General features: G+C 71.2%; 13 protein-coding genes. 11 read left to right on the top strand and 2 right to left on the bottom strand.

The genetic code is table 11. The features are described from left to right. Positions 1–60 precede the first annotated feature (60 nt). Both H343_RS0117005 and H343_RS0117000 read left to right on the top strand, forming a co-directional pair. On the top strand, positions 61–840 hold the full coding sequence (locus H343_RS0117005; RefSeq protein WP_028432141.1) for an SDR family NAD(P)-dependent oxidoreductase: 780 nt from the start codon (positions 61–63) through the stop codon (positions 838–840). Then, positions 819–1,898, top strand: a complete 1,080-nt coding sequence (locus H343_RS0117000) for a threonine aldolase family protein (protein ID WP_028432140.1) — start codon at positions 819–821, stop codon at positions 1,896–1,898. The genes H343_RS0117005 and H343_RS0117000 overlap by 22 nt, the downstream gene beginning before the upstream one ends. A 41-nt stretch (positions 1,899–1,939) precedes the next feature. Here the strand turns inward: H343_RS0117000 and H343_RS0116995 are convergent, their stop codons facing one another. Beyond that, entirely contained in the window at positions 1,940–2,659 is a 720-nt protein-coding gene (locus tag H343_RS0116995; protein WP_028432139.1) for a lysophospholipid acyltransferase family protein, read from the bottom strand. A 310-nt stretch (positions 2,660–2,969) separates the two neighbouring features. Between H343_RS0116995 and H343_RS0116990 the strand changes: the two genes are divergently transcribed. The 5 genes from H343_RS0116990 (at position 2,970) to H343_RS0116970 (ending at position 8,101) form a co-directional block, all read left to right on the top strand. Next, complete coding sequence (locus H343_RS0116990) at positions 2,970–3,866, top strand: arginase family protein (protein ID WP_028432138.1); 897 nt, start codon at positions 2,970–2,972, stop codon at positions 3,864–3,866. A gap of 258 nt (positions 3,867–4,124) precedes the next feature. Next, positions 4,125–4,484, top strand: a complete 360-nt coding sequence (locus H343_RS0116985) for a thioredoxin family protein (protein WP_199778936.1) — start codon at positions 4,125–4,127, stop codon at positions 4,482–4,484. A gap of 271 nt (positions 4,485–4,755) precedes the next feature. After that, entirely contained in the window at positions 4,756–5,541 is a 786-nt protein-coding gene (locus tag H343_RS0116980) for an electron transfer flavoprotein subunit beta/FixA family protein (protein WP_078505771.1), read from the top strand. A 61-nt stretch (positions 5,542–5,602) separates the two neighbouring features. Continuing rightward, positions 5,603–6,565 (top strand): electron transfer flavoprotein subunit alpha/FixB family protein, encoded by a 963-nt coding sequence (locus H343_RS0116975; protein ID WP_028432135.1) that lies wholly within the window; start codon positions 5,603–5,605, stop codon positions 6,563–6,565. Between the two features lie 222 nt (positions 6,566–6,787). Further along, the gene (locus H343_RS0116970) at positions 6,788–8,101 is read left to right on the top strand and encodes a DUF6986 family protein (protein ID WP_028432134.1); all 1,314 of its coding nucleotides are present in this window, start codon (positions 6,788–6,790) and stop codon (positions 8,099–8,101) included. A 9-nt stretch (positions 8,102–8,110) separates the two neighbouring features. Here the strand turns inward: H343_RS0116970 and H343_RS31100 are convergent, their stop codons facing one another. Further along, positions 8,111–8,848: an IclR family transcriptional regulator domain-containing protein gene (locus H343_RS31100; RefSeq protein ID WP_037904045.1), complete on the bottom strand. Its 738-nt coding sequence runs from the start codon at positions 8,846–8,848 to the stop codon at positions 8,111–8,113. Positions 8,849–9,016: 168 nt separating this feature from the next. Here H343_RS31100 and thrC point away from each other — a divergent pair, with 168 nt between their 5' ends. The 4 genes from thrC to H343_RS0116945 all read left to right on the top strand — a co-directional run bounded on the left by thrC (position 9,017) and on the right by H343_RS0116945 (position 15,362). After that, entirely contained in the window at positions 9,017–10,261 is a 1,245-nt protein-coding gene (gene thrC / locus H343_RS31095) for a threonine synthase (RefSeq protein ID WP_158679573.1), read from the top strand. Between the two features lie 71 nt (positions 10,262–10,332). Beyond that, positions 10,333–11,868 carry an amidohydrolase family protein gene (locus tag H343_RS0116955; RefSeq protein WP_158679572.1) on the top strand — a complete coding sequence of 512 codons (1,536 nt, stop codon included), beginning with the start codon at positions 10,333–10,335 and terminating at the stop codon, positions 11,866–11,868. Positions 11,869–11,892: 24 nt separating this feature from the next. Next, positions 11,893–13,416, top strand: a complete 1,524-nt coding sequence (locus H343_RS0116950; RefSeq protein WP_028432132.1) for a sodium:solute symporter family protein — start codon at positions 11,893–11,895, stop codon at positions 13,414–13,416. Positions 13,417–13,493: 77 nt separating this feature from the next. After that, positions 13,494–15,362, top strand: coding sequence for a serine/threonine protein kinase (locus tag H343_RS0116945; RefSeq protein WP_028432131.1), 1,869 nt, complete (start codon positions 13,494–13,496; stop codon positions 15,360–15,362). Positions 15,363–15,388: the final 26 nt, after the last annotated feature.

Genomic DNA, 15,388 nt, shown 5'->3' with positions numbered 1-15,388 from the left:
ACGGGAGAGGGCGCGCCGGGGCGTGACCACCGGCGCGCCAGGACCAGGAGGCAACAGCAGATGAGCAATTCGACGGCACGCGGGTACCAGGGCAACGGCAGGGGCTCCCTCGAGGGCTCTGTCGTCGCTGTCGCGGGGGCGGCGGGACCCGCCGGGGCGGCGGCGCTGCTCCGGCTCGCCGAGGAGGGAGCCACGGTCGTCGCCGCGGACGCGGACGCCGAGCGCCTCGCGCAGGCCGTCGACGCGGCCCGCTTCGCACACGGCGGGGCGAGGGTCACGGGCGACACCGTCGACCTGCTCGACATGGGAGCGACCCGTGAGTGGGCCTCCCGTATCGAGAAGGAGTTCGGACGGGTGAACGGTCTGGTGCACCTCGTGGGCGGCTGGCGCGGGTCCGCGACGTTCGCCGAGACCGACCTGGAGGACTGGGACACCCTGCACGAACTGCTCATCCGTACGGTTCAGCACACCTCCCTCGCCTTCGAGGGCGCGCTCCGGCGCAGCGGCGACGGACGGTATCTGCTGGTCAGCGCCGCGGGTGCGAGCAACCCCACCGCGGGCAACGCCGCCTACTCCGCCTCCAAGGCGGCGGCGGAGGCGTGGACGATGGCGCTCGCGGACGCCTTCCGCAAGGCCGGGGGCGAGTCGGGCCCCCCGGCCGCGGCTGCCATCCTGGTCGTCAAGGCACTGGTGCACGACCAGATGCGGGCCGACCGCCCGAACGCGAAGTTCGCGGGCTTCACCGACGTCAAGGACCTGGCAGAGGCCATCACCGGGACGTGGAGCAAGTCCGCCGAGGAAGTGAACGGAACACGCCTGTGGCTGACCCCGAAGCCGTGACCACCGACGCCAAGCGCCGCCACGACCCCGCGGTCCGCGGATTCGCCAGTGACAACTACGCGGGTGCGCACCCCGAGGTCCTGGCGGCGCTGGCGCTCGCCAACGGCGGCCATCAGCCCGCCTACGGTGCCGACGCGTACACGGCGGACCTCCAGCGCACCGTGCGAAGCCACTTCGGTTCCCGCGCCGAGGCGTTCCCCGTCTTCAACGGCACGGGTGCCAACGTGATCGCGCTGCAGGCCCTCACCGACCGCTGGGGTGCCGTCGTCTGCGCCGAGAGCGCGCACATCAACGTCGACGAGTGCGGTGCACCCGAGCGCGTCGGCGGACTGAAGCTGCTCACCGTCCCCACACCGGACGGCAAGCTCACCCCCGAGCTCATCGACCGCGAGGCGTACGGCTGGGACGACGAACACCGCGCGATGCCGCAGGTCGTCTCCATCACGCAGAACACCGAACTGGGCACGCTGTACACGGCGGAGGAGATCCGGGCGATCTGCGAGCACGCCCATGAGCGCGGCATGAGGGTCCACCTCGACGGTGCCCGCATCGCCAACGCCGCGGCGGCCCTCGACAGGCCCATGCGGGCCTTCACCAACGCCGTGGGAGTCGACGTGCTCTCGCTGGGCGGCACCAAGAACGGGATGCTCTTCGGCGAGGCCGTCGTCGTCCTCGATCCCGGCGCCGTCCGCGCCATGAAGCATCTGCGCAAGCTGTCGATGCAGCTGGCCTCCAAGATGCGCTTCATATCCGCGCAGTGGGACGCGCTGCTCTCCGGTGACCTGTGGCTGCGCAACGCCCGGCACGCCAACGCGATGGCACAGCGCCTCGCGGAGGGCGTCAAGAGCGTCGACGGCGTGCAGATCCTTCACCCCGTACAGGCCAACGCCGTCTTCGCCCGCCTCCCGCACGAGGTCAGCGAGCGACTGCAGAAGCGCTACCGCTTCTACTTCTGGGACGAGGCGGCGGGGGACGTGCGCTGGATGTGCTCCTTCGACACCACCGAGGAGGACGTCGACGGCTTCCTGACGGCCCTGCGCGAGGAAATGGGCCGCTGACGCCTCACCGGGGCCCCGAGGCACCGCCCCCGCCGCACGGGCTACATGGAAGCGGCCTCGGCGGGGGTCGGAGCCGTGCCTCCCATGTGGGCCGGCAGCCACCAGGAGTCGTGGTCGCCCTTGGGGGTGGCGGGGTAGGCGCGCTGTGCCGACTCCAGTAGTTCGTTCACGCGCGTACGCAGCCGTGCGGTCAGGCTCGCCACCGGCTCGTCCGCACCCGCGTGCAGCGGTTCGCCGACGCGGATGCTGATGGGGAAGTGGTTGCGTCCGAAGTCGCGCTTGCGGCCCTTCGTCCACAGCCGCTGCGTGCCCCACAGGGCCATGGGCACCACCGGAACCCGTGCCTCCTGTGCCAGCCTGGCCGCCCCCGACTTGAAGTCCTTGACGGTGAAGGAGCGGGAGATCGTCGCCTCGGGGAAGACCCCGATGATCTCGCCCGAGCCGAGTGCGTCCAGTGCGTGCCGGTAGGCGCCCTCACCCTGCGCGCGGTCGACCGGTATGTGCTTCATGGCGCGCATCAGCGGCCCGGACACCTTGTGCCGGAAGACCGACTCCTTGGCCATGAAGCGCACCAGCCGCTTGGCGGGCAGGGCCGTGAGACCGGCGAAGACGAAGTCGAGATAGCTGATGTGATTGCTCACCAGAAGGGCGCCGCCCCGCTGCGGCACGTGCTCGGTGCCCTCGATGTCGAAGCGCAGGTCGAGCGCCTTGAACCAGGCGCGCGCCGTCGCTACCACCGGTGGGTAGACGAGTTCTGCCATGTCGGGAAGCCCTTCCTGTCGGTGCCTGGGGAGGGAGAGATCCCGCCAGGTCCGTTCAACCACCTACGCATCCGTAACTTCGATCCGCCGCCGATGGTTCCCCATGGGTACGCTCCTGACTACCCCTTGCCCGTTGCCGGGCTGCTCCCGCCTCCGCCGACCCGCCCGGAAGCCGACGGAGGATCACCACGGCTTCCGCGCCGGCAGGCGCTGACACCCGGGCGGCCCTTGGACCCGGCGGGGGCCGCTCTGCCTCCACGGACGGCGAAACGCTGTGGCCCGCGCCGCCGCGCGCCGTCAGAATGGCCGCATGCGCCGCATAGTCGTCATCGACGCCCCGTCCAACCTCGGGCTCCGTCCGCCCGCCGAAGGCACCGTGCCCGGGTGCTACAAGCTGGCGGGTGCGCTGCGCGAGCAGCGCCTGTTGCAGCGACTCGGGGCGTACGAGGGCGGAGTCGTCGTCCCGCCCCGCTATGACCGAGGCGGCTGGAGGGAGGGTGACGGCGTGTTCAACGCCGGGGCGATCGCCACGTACACCTCCAAGCTCGCCGACCGCATCGAGCACCATGTCCGGGCGGGGGACTTCCCGGTCGTCCTGGGCGGGGACTGTTCGATCCAGCTCGGCGCCTCACTCGCCCTCCGCCGCATCGGGCGGTACGGACTCGCCGTCATTGACGGTTCCGCGGACTTCCGGCACCCCGGGAACTCCGGCCGTATCGGTGCCGCAGGCGGTGAGGGGCTGGCCATCGCGACCGGCCGCGGCCAGACGGACCTGACGGATCTGGAAGGGCTGCGGCCGTACATCAAGGATGAGGACGTACGGGTCTTCGGCCTCCGGGACTACGACGAAGAGCGGGCCGAACTCACGGAGTTGAAGATCACGAACGCGACGGTGGGGGAGATCCGGGAGCGGGGTGCCGGGGAGCTGGCGGACGAGGTTCTCAGGACTCTCGAAGTGCCCGTGACCGAGGGGTTCTGGGTGCATCTGGACGCGGACGTATTGGACCCGTCCGTCATGCCCGCCGTCGACAGCCCCGACCCGGGAGGGCTCTCTCCCGGCGAACTCGCCACGCTGCTGGGGACCTTGCTGCGCTCGGAACGCTGCGTCGGCTTCAACCTCACCATCTACGACCCCGACCTGGACCCCGACGGCTCCTGCGCGGCCCTCCTCGCCGGCCTCCTCCAGACGGCCTTCACCCGGCCCTGACCGGGCGCGGACTCCGTCAGCCGCCCCATGCCGGAAGCGTGGCGCACTGCGCCGTGTCGTCACGGGCTTGCCAGATCCGACGGCGGGCGTGAATCCTGCGGAGGACCGAAGGTGGACCAGTACGCCGGATGAGGAGACGGTGAGCGAGTCCGACCCGGTCGGCTGCGACCGGGACCAGGTCCTCAAGGACAGGACAGGACCGCTCCACCGCGCGCACCGGACGGGCAGGCGGCGGGGGCAGGGACGGTGGAGAGCGCAGTGACACGCGGGGAGGAGGGCGCACCGGTGGAGGACGCACCGCTGGACGCGGCCACGCTCGGCCTGGAACGGCTCGGCGACCGGGCGACGCTCGTGCATTTCTCCAGCGCCTTCTGCCAGCCCTGCCGGGCCACCCGGCGCGTTCTCACGGAGGTCGGCGCGATGGTGGAGGGGGCCGCCCACGCCGAGATCGACGCGGAGGAGCGCCTGGACCTCGTGCGCCGTCTGGACATCCGGGGCACCCCCGCCGTGCTCGTCCTCGACGCCGCCGGCCGTGTGGTCCGCCGCGCCTACGGGCAGCCGCGCAGGGCCGACGTCATCGCCGCGCTCGGTGCGGCCGTGGACGAGGGTGCCCGGTGAGCTGCCGTGATTGATCTCGCATCCCGGGGGCCTTGCTTGACGCTCACGAGACCCCGTCGGCACGGTGACGGTACGCGGTCACACGTGCCCGCGCCGCGCAGCCGCCGTGATTGAGTTGGGCCCGTGCCCCGGCGTGCCCGGCGTTGGCAAGGTCACAGTTCCCGGCCTTGAGAACGGGGTACGCGCTGTGTGTACTGGCGAGTAATATATCGACCGGGGTGCCGGTCCGGCGACGGGCCGGAACCGTAGGACAAGCAGTAGGAGAGCCGGCGTGAGCTTGAGGATCGTTGTCTGTGTGAAGTACGTGCCCGACGCCACCGGCGACCGGCACTTCGCCGAGGACCTGACGACCGACCGCGAGTCGGTCGACGGCCTGCTCTCGGAACTCGACGAGTACGCGGTGGAGCAGGCGCTGCAGATCGGTGACGACTCCGAGGACGCGGAGATCACCGTGCTCACGGTCGGCCCCGAGGACGCCAAGGACGCGCTGCGCAAGGCGCTTTCGATGGGCGCCGACAAGGCCGTGCACGTCGAGGACGACGACCTGAACGGCACCGACGCCCTGGGCACCTCCGCCGTCCTTGCCAAGGCGATCGAGAAGACCGGTTACGACCTGGTGATGTGCGGGATGGCCTCCACCGACGGGACCATGGGTGTGCTGCCGGCGCTGCTGTCCGAGCGTCTGGGCGTTCCGCAGGTGACCCTGCTGTCCGAGGTCTCCGTCACCGACGGCAAGGTCAACGGGCGGCGTGACGGCGACACCGCCACCGAGCACCTCGAGGCCGCGCTGCCGGCCGTCGTCTCGGTCACCGACCAGTCCGGCGAGGCGCGTTACCCCTCCTTCAAGGGCATCATGGCGGCCAAGAAGAAGCCCGTGGAGTCCCTGGACCTGGACGATCTGGACATCGACGCGGACGAGGTCGGGCTGGAGGGCGCCTGGACCAAGGTCGAGGAAGCCACGCCGCGTCCGGCGCGCACCGCGGGCACCGTCGTGACCGACGAGGGTGAGGGCGGCAAGCAGCTCGCGGAGTACCTCGCGGGCCAGAAGTTCATCTGAGCCTCCGCCCGAGCGTCCCCACGCCCCAGAACCGCCTCACACTTCCCGCAGGAGCAACCCCATGGCTGAAGTCCTTGTCCTCGTCGACCACGTGGACGGTGCCGTCCGCAAGCCGACCCTCGAACTGCTGACCCTGGCCCGCCGCATCGGCGACCCCGTGGCCGTGCACCTCGGCCCCGGCGCCGAGGAGGCCGCGAAGACGCTCGCGGAGTACGGCGCGGTGAAGGTGCTGGCCGCCGACGCCGGCGAGTTCGCCGACTACCTCGTCGTGCCCAAGGTGGACGCGCTGCAGGCCGCCTACGACGCGGTCTCCCCGTCGGCCGTGCTGGTGCCCTCCTCCTCGGAGGGCAAGGAGATCGCCGCCCGCCTCGCGGTGCGCATCGGCTCCGGCATCATCACCGACGCGGTGGACCTGGAGGCCGGTGACGGGGGGCCTCTCGCCTCGCAGACGGTCTTCGCGGCCGCCTTCACCACCAAGTCCCGCGTCAGCAAGGGCACTCCGGTCATCACGGTCAAGCCCAACTCCGCCGCTCCGGAGGCCGCCCCCGCCGCCGGGAGCCTCGAGCAGCTCCCGGTGTCCTTCGGTGAGAAGTCCACCGGCACCAGGGTCGTCTCCCGCACGCCGCGCGAGTCGACGGGCCGTCCGGAGCTGACCGAGGCCGCGATCGTGGTCTCGGGCGGCCGTGGCGTGAACGGCGCCGAGAACTTCCACGTCATCGAGTCCCTGGCCGACTCCCTCGGCGCGGCCGTCGGCGCCTCCCGCGCCGCCGTGGACGCCGGCTGGTACCCGCACTCCAACCAGGTCGGCCAGACCGGCAAGACCGTCTCCCCGCAGCTCTACGTCGCGGCGGGCATCTCCGGCGCGATCCAGCACCGGGCGGGCATGCAGACGTCCAAGACGATCGTCGCCGTCAATAAGGACGCCGAGGCCCCGATCTTCGACCTCGTCGACTACGGCGTCGTCGGTGACCTCTTCGAGGTCGTCCCGAAGCTGACCGAGGAGGTCAAGAGCCGCAAGGGCTGAGGCCCAAGCCCGGCCGTGCTGCGGCACCCGGCAGGCGTGCCCCGCTCCCGCGCCCGCGGCGCAGGGGCGGGGCACGTTCTTCTCCGTCCTGGCAGCGGCCGTCCGTCCTGCGCTGCTTCCCTCGCTCCGCCCGGGGCCGTGCACGGTTGACCCGTGGAGCGGGCCGCGGATAACTTCATTTCAACGAATTGTTGATTCCGCTGTGCGGAAAGAGGAGGCGCTGTGAGCGAGCGCGGCAGTGTGGCCACGAGCCTGACAAGCGGCGTGAGCGCGGACATCGCTGCCCGGCTCGCCCCGGTCGACGCCGAACTCGCCCGCCGCTACCCGGGCGATCCGGGCAGCCGCCAGCCCGTGCACACCGTCTACGTCCCGGCTGATGTCTTCGCGGCGGACACGGTGACCCGCTGGGGCGCGCAGGCACGGGACCTGCTCGGCGAACACGCCCCGGACGCCGCTTCGTTCGCGTCCGCGCTCGGACTGTCACGGGAGCTGGCCGCGCCCGTGTACGAGCGGGTGTGCGCCAAACTGGTGCGGGAGCCGGTCGAAGACCTGCGCATCGACTTCGAGGACGGCTACGGCGCCCGCTCCGACGCGGAGGAGGACGCCGACGCCGAGCGTGCCGCACGGCTGATCGCCCACGCCCGCGACGAGGCCGGTGCGCCCCCGTACGCCGGCATCCGCATGAAGTGCATGGAAGCGGCTGTGCGCGAGAGGGGCATCCGCACCCTCGACATCTTTCTCACCGCTCTGCTGGACGCAGGACCCCTGCCCGCCGGACTCCACCTCACGCTGCCCAAGGTCAGCCACCCCGAACAGGTCGCGGCGATGGCCCGGCTGTGCGAGGAGTTCGAGAGGGCGCGCGGACTCCCGCAGGGACGGCTGGGCTTCGAGATCCAGATCGAGACCACCCAGTCCGTCCTCGGACCCGACGGCCGGGCCACTGTCGCCCTCATGATCGATGCCGCCGCGGGACGCGCCACCTCGCTGCACTACGGCACGTTCGACTACAGCGCGGCATGCGGGGTCAGCGCCGCCCACCAGTCCATGGACCACCCCGCGGCCGATCACGCCAAGGCGGTGATGCAGGTCGCCGCCGCCGGCACGGGCGTCCGTCTCTCGGACGGCTCCACCAACGTCGTCCCCACGGGGTCGCGGCAGCAGGTCCACGACGCGTGGAGGCTCCATCACGGGCTGGTGAGGCGGTCGTTGGCCCGCGCCTACCACCAGGGCTGGGACATGCATCCCGGCCACCTGCCCAGCCGCTACGCCGCCGTCTACGCCTTCTACCGTGAGGGCATGGAGGACGCCGCGGCCCGGCTCGCCGCGTACGCCGGCCGCTCCGGCGGCGACGGCGCGGTGATGGACGAGCCCGCCACCGCCCGTGCCCTGAGCAGCCACCTGCTGCGCGGCCTGGATTGCGGCGCCCTCTCCGCCGGCGAGGTCGCCCGGCACTCCGGCATGACCCGTGCCGATCTGGATCACCTCGCGGGGCGCAACCCGGCTCCGCAGGGCACCGGCACTTCCCTGCGGAGCTGACGAAGAGGATCAGTATCCGAGGGCGCGCTCTATGTCCGCCACGGCCGCGAGCACCCGCGGGACGAAGGCCCGCAACTCGTCCTCGCCGACGACCACGTTCGGCACGGCCAGGTCGACCGCGTACTGCACGCGCCCGTCCGGTTGCCTGATCGGCGCCGCGGCTGCGGAGACGACCGCTTCGTGTTCACCGAGGTTGAGTGCGTAGCCCTGCTCCCGGACGGTCTCCAGCTCGCTGAGGTAGTCCTGAGCGTTGGTGATCGTGCGGTCGGTGCTGACCGGGTAGTCGAGACCCGCCGCGAGCGCGGTCCGTTCGGCCTCCGGCAGGGACGCGGCGACCGCCTTGCCCATGGCCGTGCAGTGCAGCGGTGCGGGCATGCCGATCCGTGAGTACATCTGGACCGGCGAACTCCCCGTGTACTTGTCCACGTAGATGACCGTGGGGTTCTCGAAATAGCCCAGGTGCACCGTCTGTCCGGTCAGTGCGTTGAGCCGGCGCAGGATCGGGGCCGCCACCTCACGGACGTCCATCGCCGCGACGACGTGGTAGGCGACCTGCAGCAGCTGGCTCCCGACGTGGTACCTGCCCGTCTCGTCACGTCTGGCGAAGCCTTCCTCGGCGAGAAGCTGGAGCAGCCGCACGGCTGTGGAGAGGCTGACGCCGTGGGACTCCGCGATCCGGCTCGCGGTGGCCGGTTCGTCGGACAGCGCGGCAAGGACTCTCAGTCCGCGCCGGAGGCTCTCACTCATGGATCCGTTCTCCTCGCTACTTCCTGCCGGCATGGGCCGGCTCTTGACGGCGTCAAGGCGACCCGACTAGCTTCGCGTCATTATACGCAAGGCACTTGCAGAATATGCAAGTGATCGGTTCTGTACCGCCACCTCAGCGTGTTCCGTGAGCAGGCGTGGAGGAATGAGTTGACACAGCCCGGATCGACCGCAGCCACCGGCGGATGCACCATGTGCGGGCGCACCCAGGACATGGCGTTCCCGGACTACTGCGCGCACTGTGGCGGGGCGGTCGTACTCCCTGCCGCCGCGCACCCCTTGCCGGACACCACGGACCTGCCGGGCATGTGGCGCTACACGGGCCGGCTGCCGATCGCACCGGACACCGCGTGGCTGAGCATGGGGGAGGGCGACACTCCGATCGTCCCGGCTGCCGGCGCGGCCGGCTGGTGCGGCGTCGAACGCCTGGTCTTCAAGCTCGACCACCTCAATCCGTCGGGCTCCTTCAAGGACAGGGCCACCGCGGTGGGGATGGCACAGGCTGTGCGGCAGCGGGCGAGCGCCGTCGTGTGTGCGTCGAGCGGCAACGCGGCGGGCTCGACGGCCGCCTACGCGGCCCGGGCGGGACTTCCGGCGGTGGTACTGATGCCGGAGGCGGTTCCGCCGGGCAAGGCCGCCGTCGCCCGCGCGCACGGCGCAGCGGTGCTGCGGGTGCGCGGGGACTACAGCAACGCCTTCCGCGCGGCCCGGGAACTGGCCGGCCGCTTCGGGTGGATCAATCTCACCACGACCTTCGTCAATCCGGTCGCCGTCGCCGGACTGAAGAGCGCCGGATACGAACTGGCGAGCCAGCTGGCCGGCCCGCCGGACTGGATCGTGGTGCCGGTCGGCGCCGGCCCGCTCGTGCACGGCATCGTGACCGCCTACCGGGAGATGCGCGACTCCGGCGAGGTGGCGGCGGTGCCGCGGATCCTCGGGGTTCAGGCCGAGGGCTGCGCTCCGGTCGCGGAAGCCTTCGCCCGCGACGCGGCGGAAGTCGCCCCGTGGCAGGACGTACGGACGCGGATCTCGGCGATATCCGACCCGCTGCGCGGCTATCCGTCCGACGGCACGTACACCCTGCGGCTGGTGCGGGAGACGGGCGGAGCCATGACGGCGGTGGACGACGCCGAAGCGGATGAGGCCGTGACCCAGCTCGCGCACCGGGAGGGACTGCTCATCGAATCCGGTGCCGCGGCCGGCCTGGTGGCGGTCCGTGCGTTGCGCGGGAACGGAACGGTCCGCGCGGAGGAGACCGTGGTGTGCATGCTCACCGGGAACGGCGTCAAGACGCTGTCCGCCGACGTCGATTCGGGCCCCGTGGTCACCGACGCCGATGAAGCGGTGGACCGGCTCCGGGCGAACACCGCGCTGGCGGAAGGAATGACGGCGTGAACGCGGGCCGTGTCCTGCTGCACGGCGGCGAGGTCGTCGACGGAACAGGTGCCGAACGCCGCCGGGCCGACGTGCTGGTGGAGGACGGCCGGATCAGTGCCGTTGCCGACATCCCGCCCGGCATCGATGCCCACATCCACGACATTTCAGGTTCGGTCGTCTTTCCGGGCTTCATCGACGTGCACGCACACGACGATCTGGCGCTGCTGAGGCAGGGCGGCGTCGAGCCGAAGGTCATGCAGGGTGTGACGGTCGATGTGATCGGCAACTGCGGGCACGGTTGCGCACCGGTCGCCACCGACCCGCAGATGCAGGCGTCGTATTCGGGGCCGGTCCTCGGCCGTTTCCCGGACGCGCTGCCCTGGAGAAGCTTCCCGGAGTACCTGGACCGGCTGAGCGCGGCCGGGCTGCGGACGAACGCCGTGGCTCTGGTCCCGCACGGAGCACTGCGCGCCTCGGTCTCCGGATACGCCCGCAGGCCGCTGGACGCCCGTGAACTCGCCCGCGCCACAGATGATCTGGACGAGGCGCTGGAACGGGGCGCGGCAGGCCTTTCGCTGGGCCTGATGTACGCACCGGGCGATGTGGCCGACCACGCCGAACTGGTTGCGCTGGCGCGCGGCGTCGCTGCCCGCGGCCGGATTCTCGCTGCCCATGTCCGCAGCGAGGGGGACGACATCATCGGCTCCCTGCGCGAACTGCTCGACATCGCACGGCGCAGCGGGGTCAGGGTTCAGCTGAGTCACCTCAAAGTGGTGTCGCCGCGCAACAGAGGCCGCATGCCGGAAATCCTGGCTCTGCTCGACGCCGCGCGGTCCGAGGGAATCGACATCACCGCCGACGTCTACCCGTACACGGCAGGCAGTACGACCGCCGCGGCGCTGTTTCCGAACTGGACGCTCGCGGACGGTGTTCCGGGTCTGCTCGCCTCGCTGGAAAAGCCCTCGGAACGGGCGAGGATCGTGGCAAGCATGTACCGGCCGTGGGAGCAGCGGGAGAACAGCTTCCACGCGCTGGGTGCGCAAGGCATCCTGCTGGCCGGTTTCCGGCAGCCCGGAAACGAAGCCTATGAGGGCGCCCGGCTGTCCGACGTGGCGGACGAGCGCGGGATCGACGCCGCGGAATGCCTCTGCCGGCTCATGACCGAGGAGCACGGCGAACTCACGGTCGTCATGTTCCAGATGGACGAAAGCGATGTCACGACCGCTCTCTCCTGGCCGTGGTCCCTGATCGGGTCGGACGGCCTGCCCGTTCAGTCGCCGTACACCCATCCGCGAATGTACGGCACTTTTGCCCGGGTGCTTTCCGAATACGTCCGCAAGCGCGGGTTGCTCACCCTCGAGGAAGCGACCCGGCGAATGACCGCGTTGCCGGCCGAGCGCTTCCGGATTCCCGCAAGAGGCGTCATCCGAGCGGGTGCCGCCGCTGACCTGGTCGTCGCCAGTCCTGAACGAATCGAGGATCACGCGACATTCGCGGCTCCGCGCCGGTCCCCGGAACACGTCGGGGCCGTACTGGTCAACGGTGCGTACGCGGCGCTGGACGGGGTCGCCACCGAAAGCACGGTGGGCGTCCTGCTGCCGATCGAGAGAAGCTCCACTGCCTGACGAACAGAAGGTTCGCCCATGAACATGACCGCCGAATCCCATCCCGTATACCTCTTCGCGTTCTTCGGCTCGCTGGTACTCATGCTCGGCCTGGGTGTCTGGGTCGCCCGCCGCAACCGCACCGGGGAAGACTTCCTGCTCGCCGGACGGCGGCTGACCACGCCCCTGGTCGCCGGGAGCGCGCTGGCCACGTTGGTCGGCACCGGATCGAGTCTCGGTGCTGTCAGCCTGTCGTACACCAACGGCTGGGCAGGCGCGCTGTACGGACTGGGCGGCGCGGTGGGCATCTTCTTGCTGCTCTGGCTGTTCGCCGACGCCCGTGAGCACGGCTTCATGACGTTCCCGGAAGAGATGAGCTTCTACTACGGAGCGAACCGGGTCATCAAGGGCGCGGTCGCCGTGGTCCTCTTCCTCGCGACGATAGGCTGGCTCGGCGCGCACATTCTGGGCGGAGCGCTGTACCTGTCCTACCTCACGGGTATGAACATGGTCCTCGCCAAGGTCGTGGTCGCGGTCGGTTTCGGCCTGTACACGGTGATCGGCGGCTACATGGCGGTCGTGGTCACCGACATGGTCCAGGGCACCATCCTGTTCATCGGATTCTCCGTGATCGCCGTACTCGCACTGGACAAGGCCGGCGGCTTCGGCGCCATCAACGAGAAGGCGCCTGCCGAGGCGACGTCCTTCCTCGGCATGGAGGCACTGGGGACCATGCCGGCGATCTCGCTGGCCGTGGTGATCGCGGTCGGTGTCCTCGCCACGCCCTCGCACAGGCAGCGCATCTACTCGGCGAACAGTACGCGGACAGCGCGCCGCAGTTTCGCGCTGGTCGGAGTGCTGTTCGCGGCCTTCGCGATGGCCCCGCCCATAGTCGGGCTCTCCGCGAAAACCCTGAGTCCGGGAATGGACAACCCCGACCTGGCCTTCCCCGCTCTGGCCACGGATGTCTTTCCCCTGTGGATCGGCGCGCTGCTGCTCGTCTCCGGACTTTCGGCGACCATGTCCTCGGGGGACTCCGAAGCGATCACCGGCGTGACGATATTCCTGCGCGACGTCGTCCAGATGGTCACCGGGAAGCTGCCGCAGGCACACAACATGGTGACCTATTCACGGATCGCGCTGGTTGCGGTGCTGGCCCTGGCGCTGACGGGAGCCCTGCTGGCAGAAACGATCATCGAGTACATCACGACGATGATCGCGACGGTGCTCACCGGCCTGCTGATCGCCGCGCTGCTCGGCAAGTTCTGGAGCCGTACCACCTGGCAGGGTGGCCTCGGTGCGATCATCGGCGGTGCCGCCGCGGCCACCACCGTCAATGTCAGCGACTCCCTCACCGCATACTGGGGCAACCCGGTGATCCCCTCGCTCGTCGTGGCACTGATCGTCGGTGTGCTGGTCAGCCTGGTGACCCCGCGCCGGACGATCAGCGACGCGGAGGCCCTGCGGCTGCTCGCAAACGAACGGGCGGAGCTCGACGTGGGAACGCAGCTGCGCGCCGGCGACGGCAAGGCTCCCGGCACGAGCGGACCGGAGGAGGAGCGGCCCTGACCTCAACGGGCAGCCACCGCCCCCAGGGACCGAGCTTCTAGGCTGTCCCCCTGAGCGAGCGGCGAAGGGGACGGGCAGTGCCGACACCGGGGGAGCAGAGGCCGGAGCACGACGCGGAGGGGGCGGGCCGGGTCCTTGCCGGGCGCTACCGCGTGACAGGAAGGCTCGGCCGCGGCGGCATGGGCGTGGTCTGGCGCGCGGCCGACGAGGTGCTCGGAAGGCAGGTCGCGGTCAAGGAGCTGCGGACCTGGACCGACGCAGGCAGGAGCGAACTGGAGGATCTGCGCACCCGGATGCAGCGAGAGGCCCGGGCAGCGGCCCGTGTGCGTCACCCCGGGGTGATCGCGGTGCACGACGTCGCCCAGCACGAGGGACGCCCCGTCATCGTGATGGAACTGGTCGAGGGCCGCTCACTCGAAGACGTGCTGCGCGAACGCGGCCCGCTCGCACCGCGTGAGGCCGCCGCCGTCGGCGCCAGGGTCATGGACGCCCTCGCCGCCGCCCACCGGGCCGGTGTGCTGCACCGCGACGTCAAGCCCGGCAACGTACTGCTGGAGGACGGCACGGAGCGCGTCGTCCTCACGGACTTCGGCATCGCCGCGGTGGAGGAGCCGGACGACGGCGCCGCCACGCAGCTGACCGGCAGCGGCGAACTGATCGGCTCCCTGGACTACATGGCGCCCGAGCGGGCCCGCGGCGAGCCCCTGGGCCCGGCCTGTGACGTATGGGCCCTGGGCGCGACCCTCTTCGCGGCCGTCGAGGGCGGCGCCCCCTTCCGCCGGACCTCGACGTGGTCGACGCTGACGGCCATCGTCGTCGATCCTCTCCCCGAGCCCCGGCGGGCGGGCGAACTGGCCCCGGTTCTGGTCCGGCTGATGGAGAAGGACCCCGGCAGCCGCCCGGACGCCCCACGTGCCGCGGAGCTTCTGGAGGCGGTGGCGGCCGGCGCCGCACCGCCGGCGGACTCCGGGACCGTCCGGCTCACGAAGGGCGGCACGCCTCGCGCGGACGCGGCTTCCGGGCAGCCGCCGCACCGCCCGGCCGAGCACGGTGCCGCGCGTCCGGCGCGGGAGGACACCCCGCAGGGCTCCTTCTTCCCCGGGACGCCGGCCCCCGGTCAGCAGCAGGGCGGGGAAGCCGGGCCGGTCCCCCGCGCAGGAGCCGGAGGTCCCGGGCGACACCCCGGTGCGCAGGGCGGCTTCGGCGGCCCGTACGCGCCGGAGCCCCACCGACCGGACGGTGCCCCGGACACCGACCGGGGCACCGTGCCCACGCGTGAGTCAGCGGCGGTCGGCCGCCGCCGGGCCGTCGTCGCCGCGGCTGTCGGCGCTGTCGTGCTCGCCGGTGCGTCGGTGACCTGGGCCCTCATGACCGGGGACGCCGGGGAGGACGGAGTCCGGGCGGAGAAGGGGGCGGCCCGGACCGGGAGCGCGGACCCGCGTGAGCAGGGCGGGGAGAAGGACGAAGGCCGCAGGTCCCAGGGCAGCGATCCCTCTCCGGACGGCCGGGGGGAGGAGGGGGGCAAACCCGGTGCTGCGGCCGGCGGTTCGTCCGGTGAGCGGGACGGCGGCGACGGCGGCGGGAGCGGCACGGAACCCGGGGGAACGGACGGAAGCACCGGCGCGGAGGGTGGCGGCTCCACCGGCGGCGGGCAGTCCCCGCTTCCCACGTGCCACCCCCGGGGCGGCGGCAAGTTCGACTGCTCGGTGTGGAAGACGGCGACCTCCTACGACGCCGCCCACGAGCCGGCCGGGAAGCTCAACGCCGGCACCAACTACTTCTACTGCCAGAGGAAGCTCCCGCACCGTGAGACCTCCGGGCGCTGGACGAACGTCTGGTGGGCCAGGACCGACGACGACAGCGGCAACACGAACGTCGACGTCAGCGTCGTCTACATCAGGGGCGGCGACAACGACAGGCCCGTCCCCGGACTTCCGGTCTGCTGAACCCGCCGCGCTCGGGGGTGAGTCGC

It is taken from the genome of Streptomyces sp. TAA204, assembly GCF_000424965.1.
The sequence above is the reverse complement of the archived record's forward strand: the minus strand, read 5'-3'. Positions and strand labels throughout refer to the sequence as shown.

Bases quoted from the DNA above. Each gene is read 5' to 3' on its own strand.
- H343_RS0116990 (WP_028432138.1), top strand. From the start codon at position 2,970: ATGCGCCGCATAGTCGTCATCGACGCCCCGTCCAACCTCGGGCTCCGT.
- H343_RS31100 (WP_037904045.1), bottom strand. From the start codon at position 8,848: ATGAGTGAGAGCCTCCGGCGCGGACTGAGAGTCCTTGCCGCGCTGTCC.
- H343_RS0116995 (WP_028432139.1), bottom strand. From the start codon at position 2,659: ATGGCAGAACTCGTCTACCCACCGGTGGTAGCGACGGCGCGCGCCTGG.
- H343_RS0116950 (WP_028432132.1), top strand. From the start codon at position 11,893: ATGACCGCCGAATCCCATCCCGTATACCTCTTCGCGTTCTTCGGCTCG.
- H343_RS0116975 (WP_028432135.1), top strand. From the start codon at position 5,603: ATGGCTGAAGTCCTTGTCCTCGTCGACCACGTGGACGGTGCCGTCCGC.
- H343_RS0117005 (WP_028432141.1), top strand. From the start codon at position 61: ATGAGCAATTCGACGGCACGCGGGTACCAGGGCAACGGCAGGGGCTCC.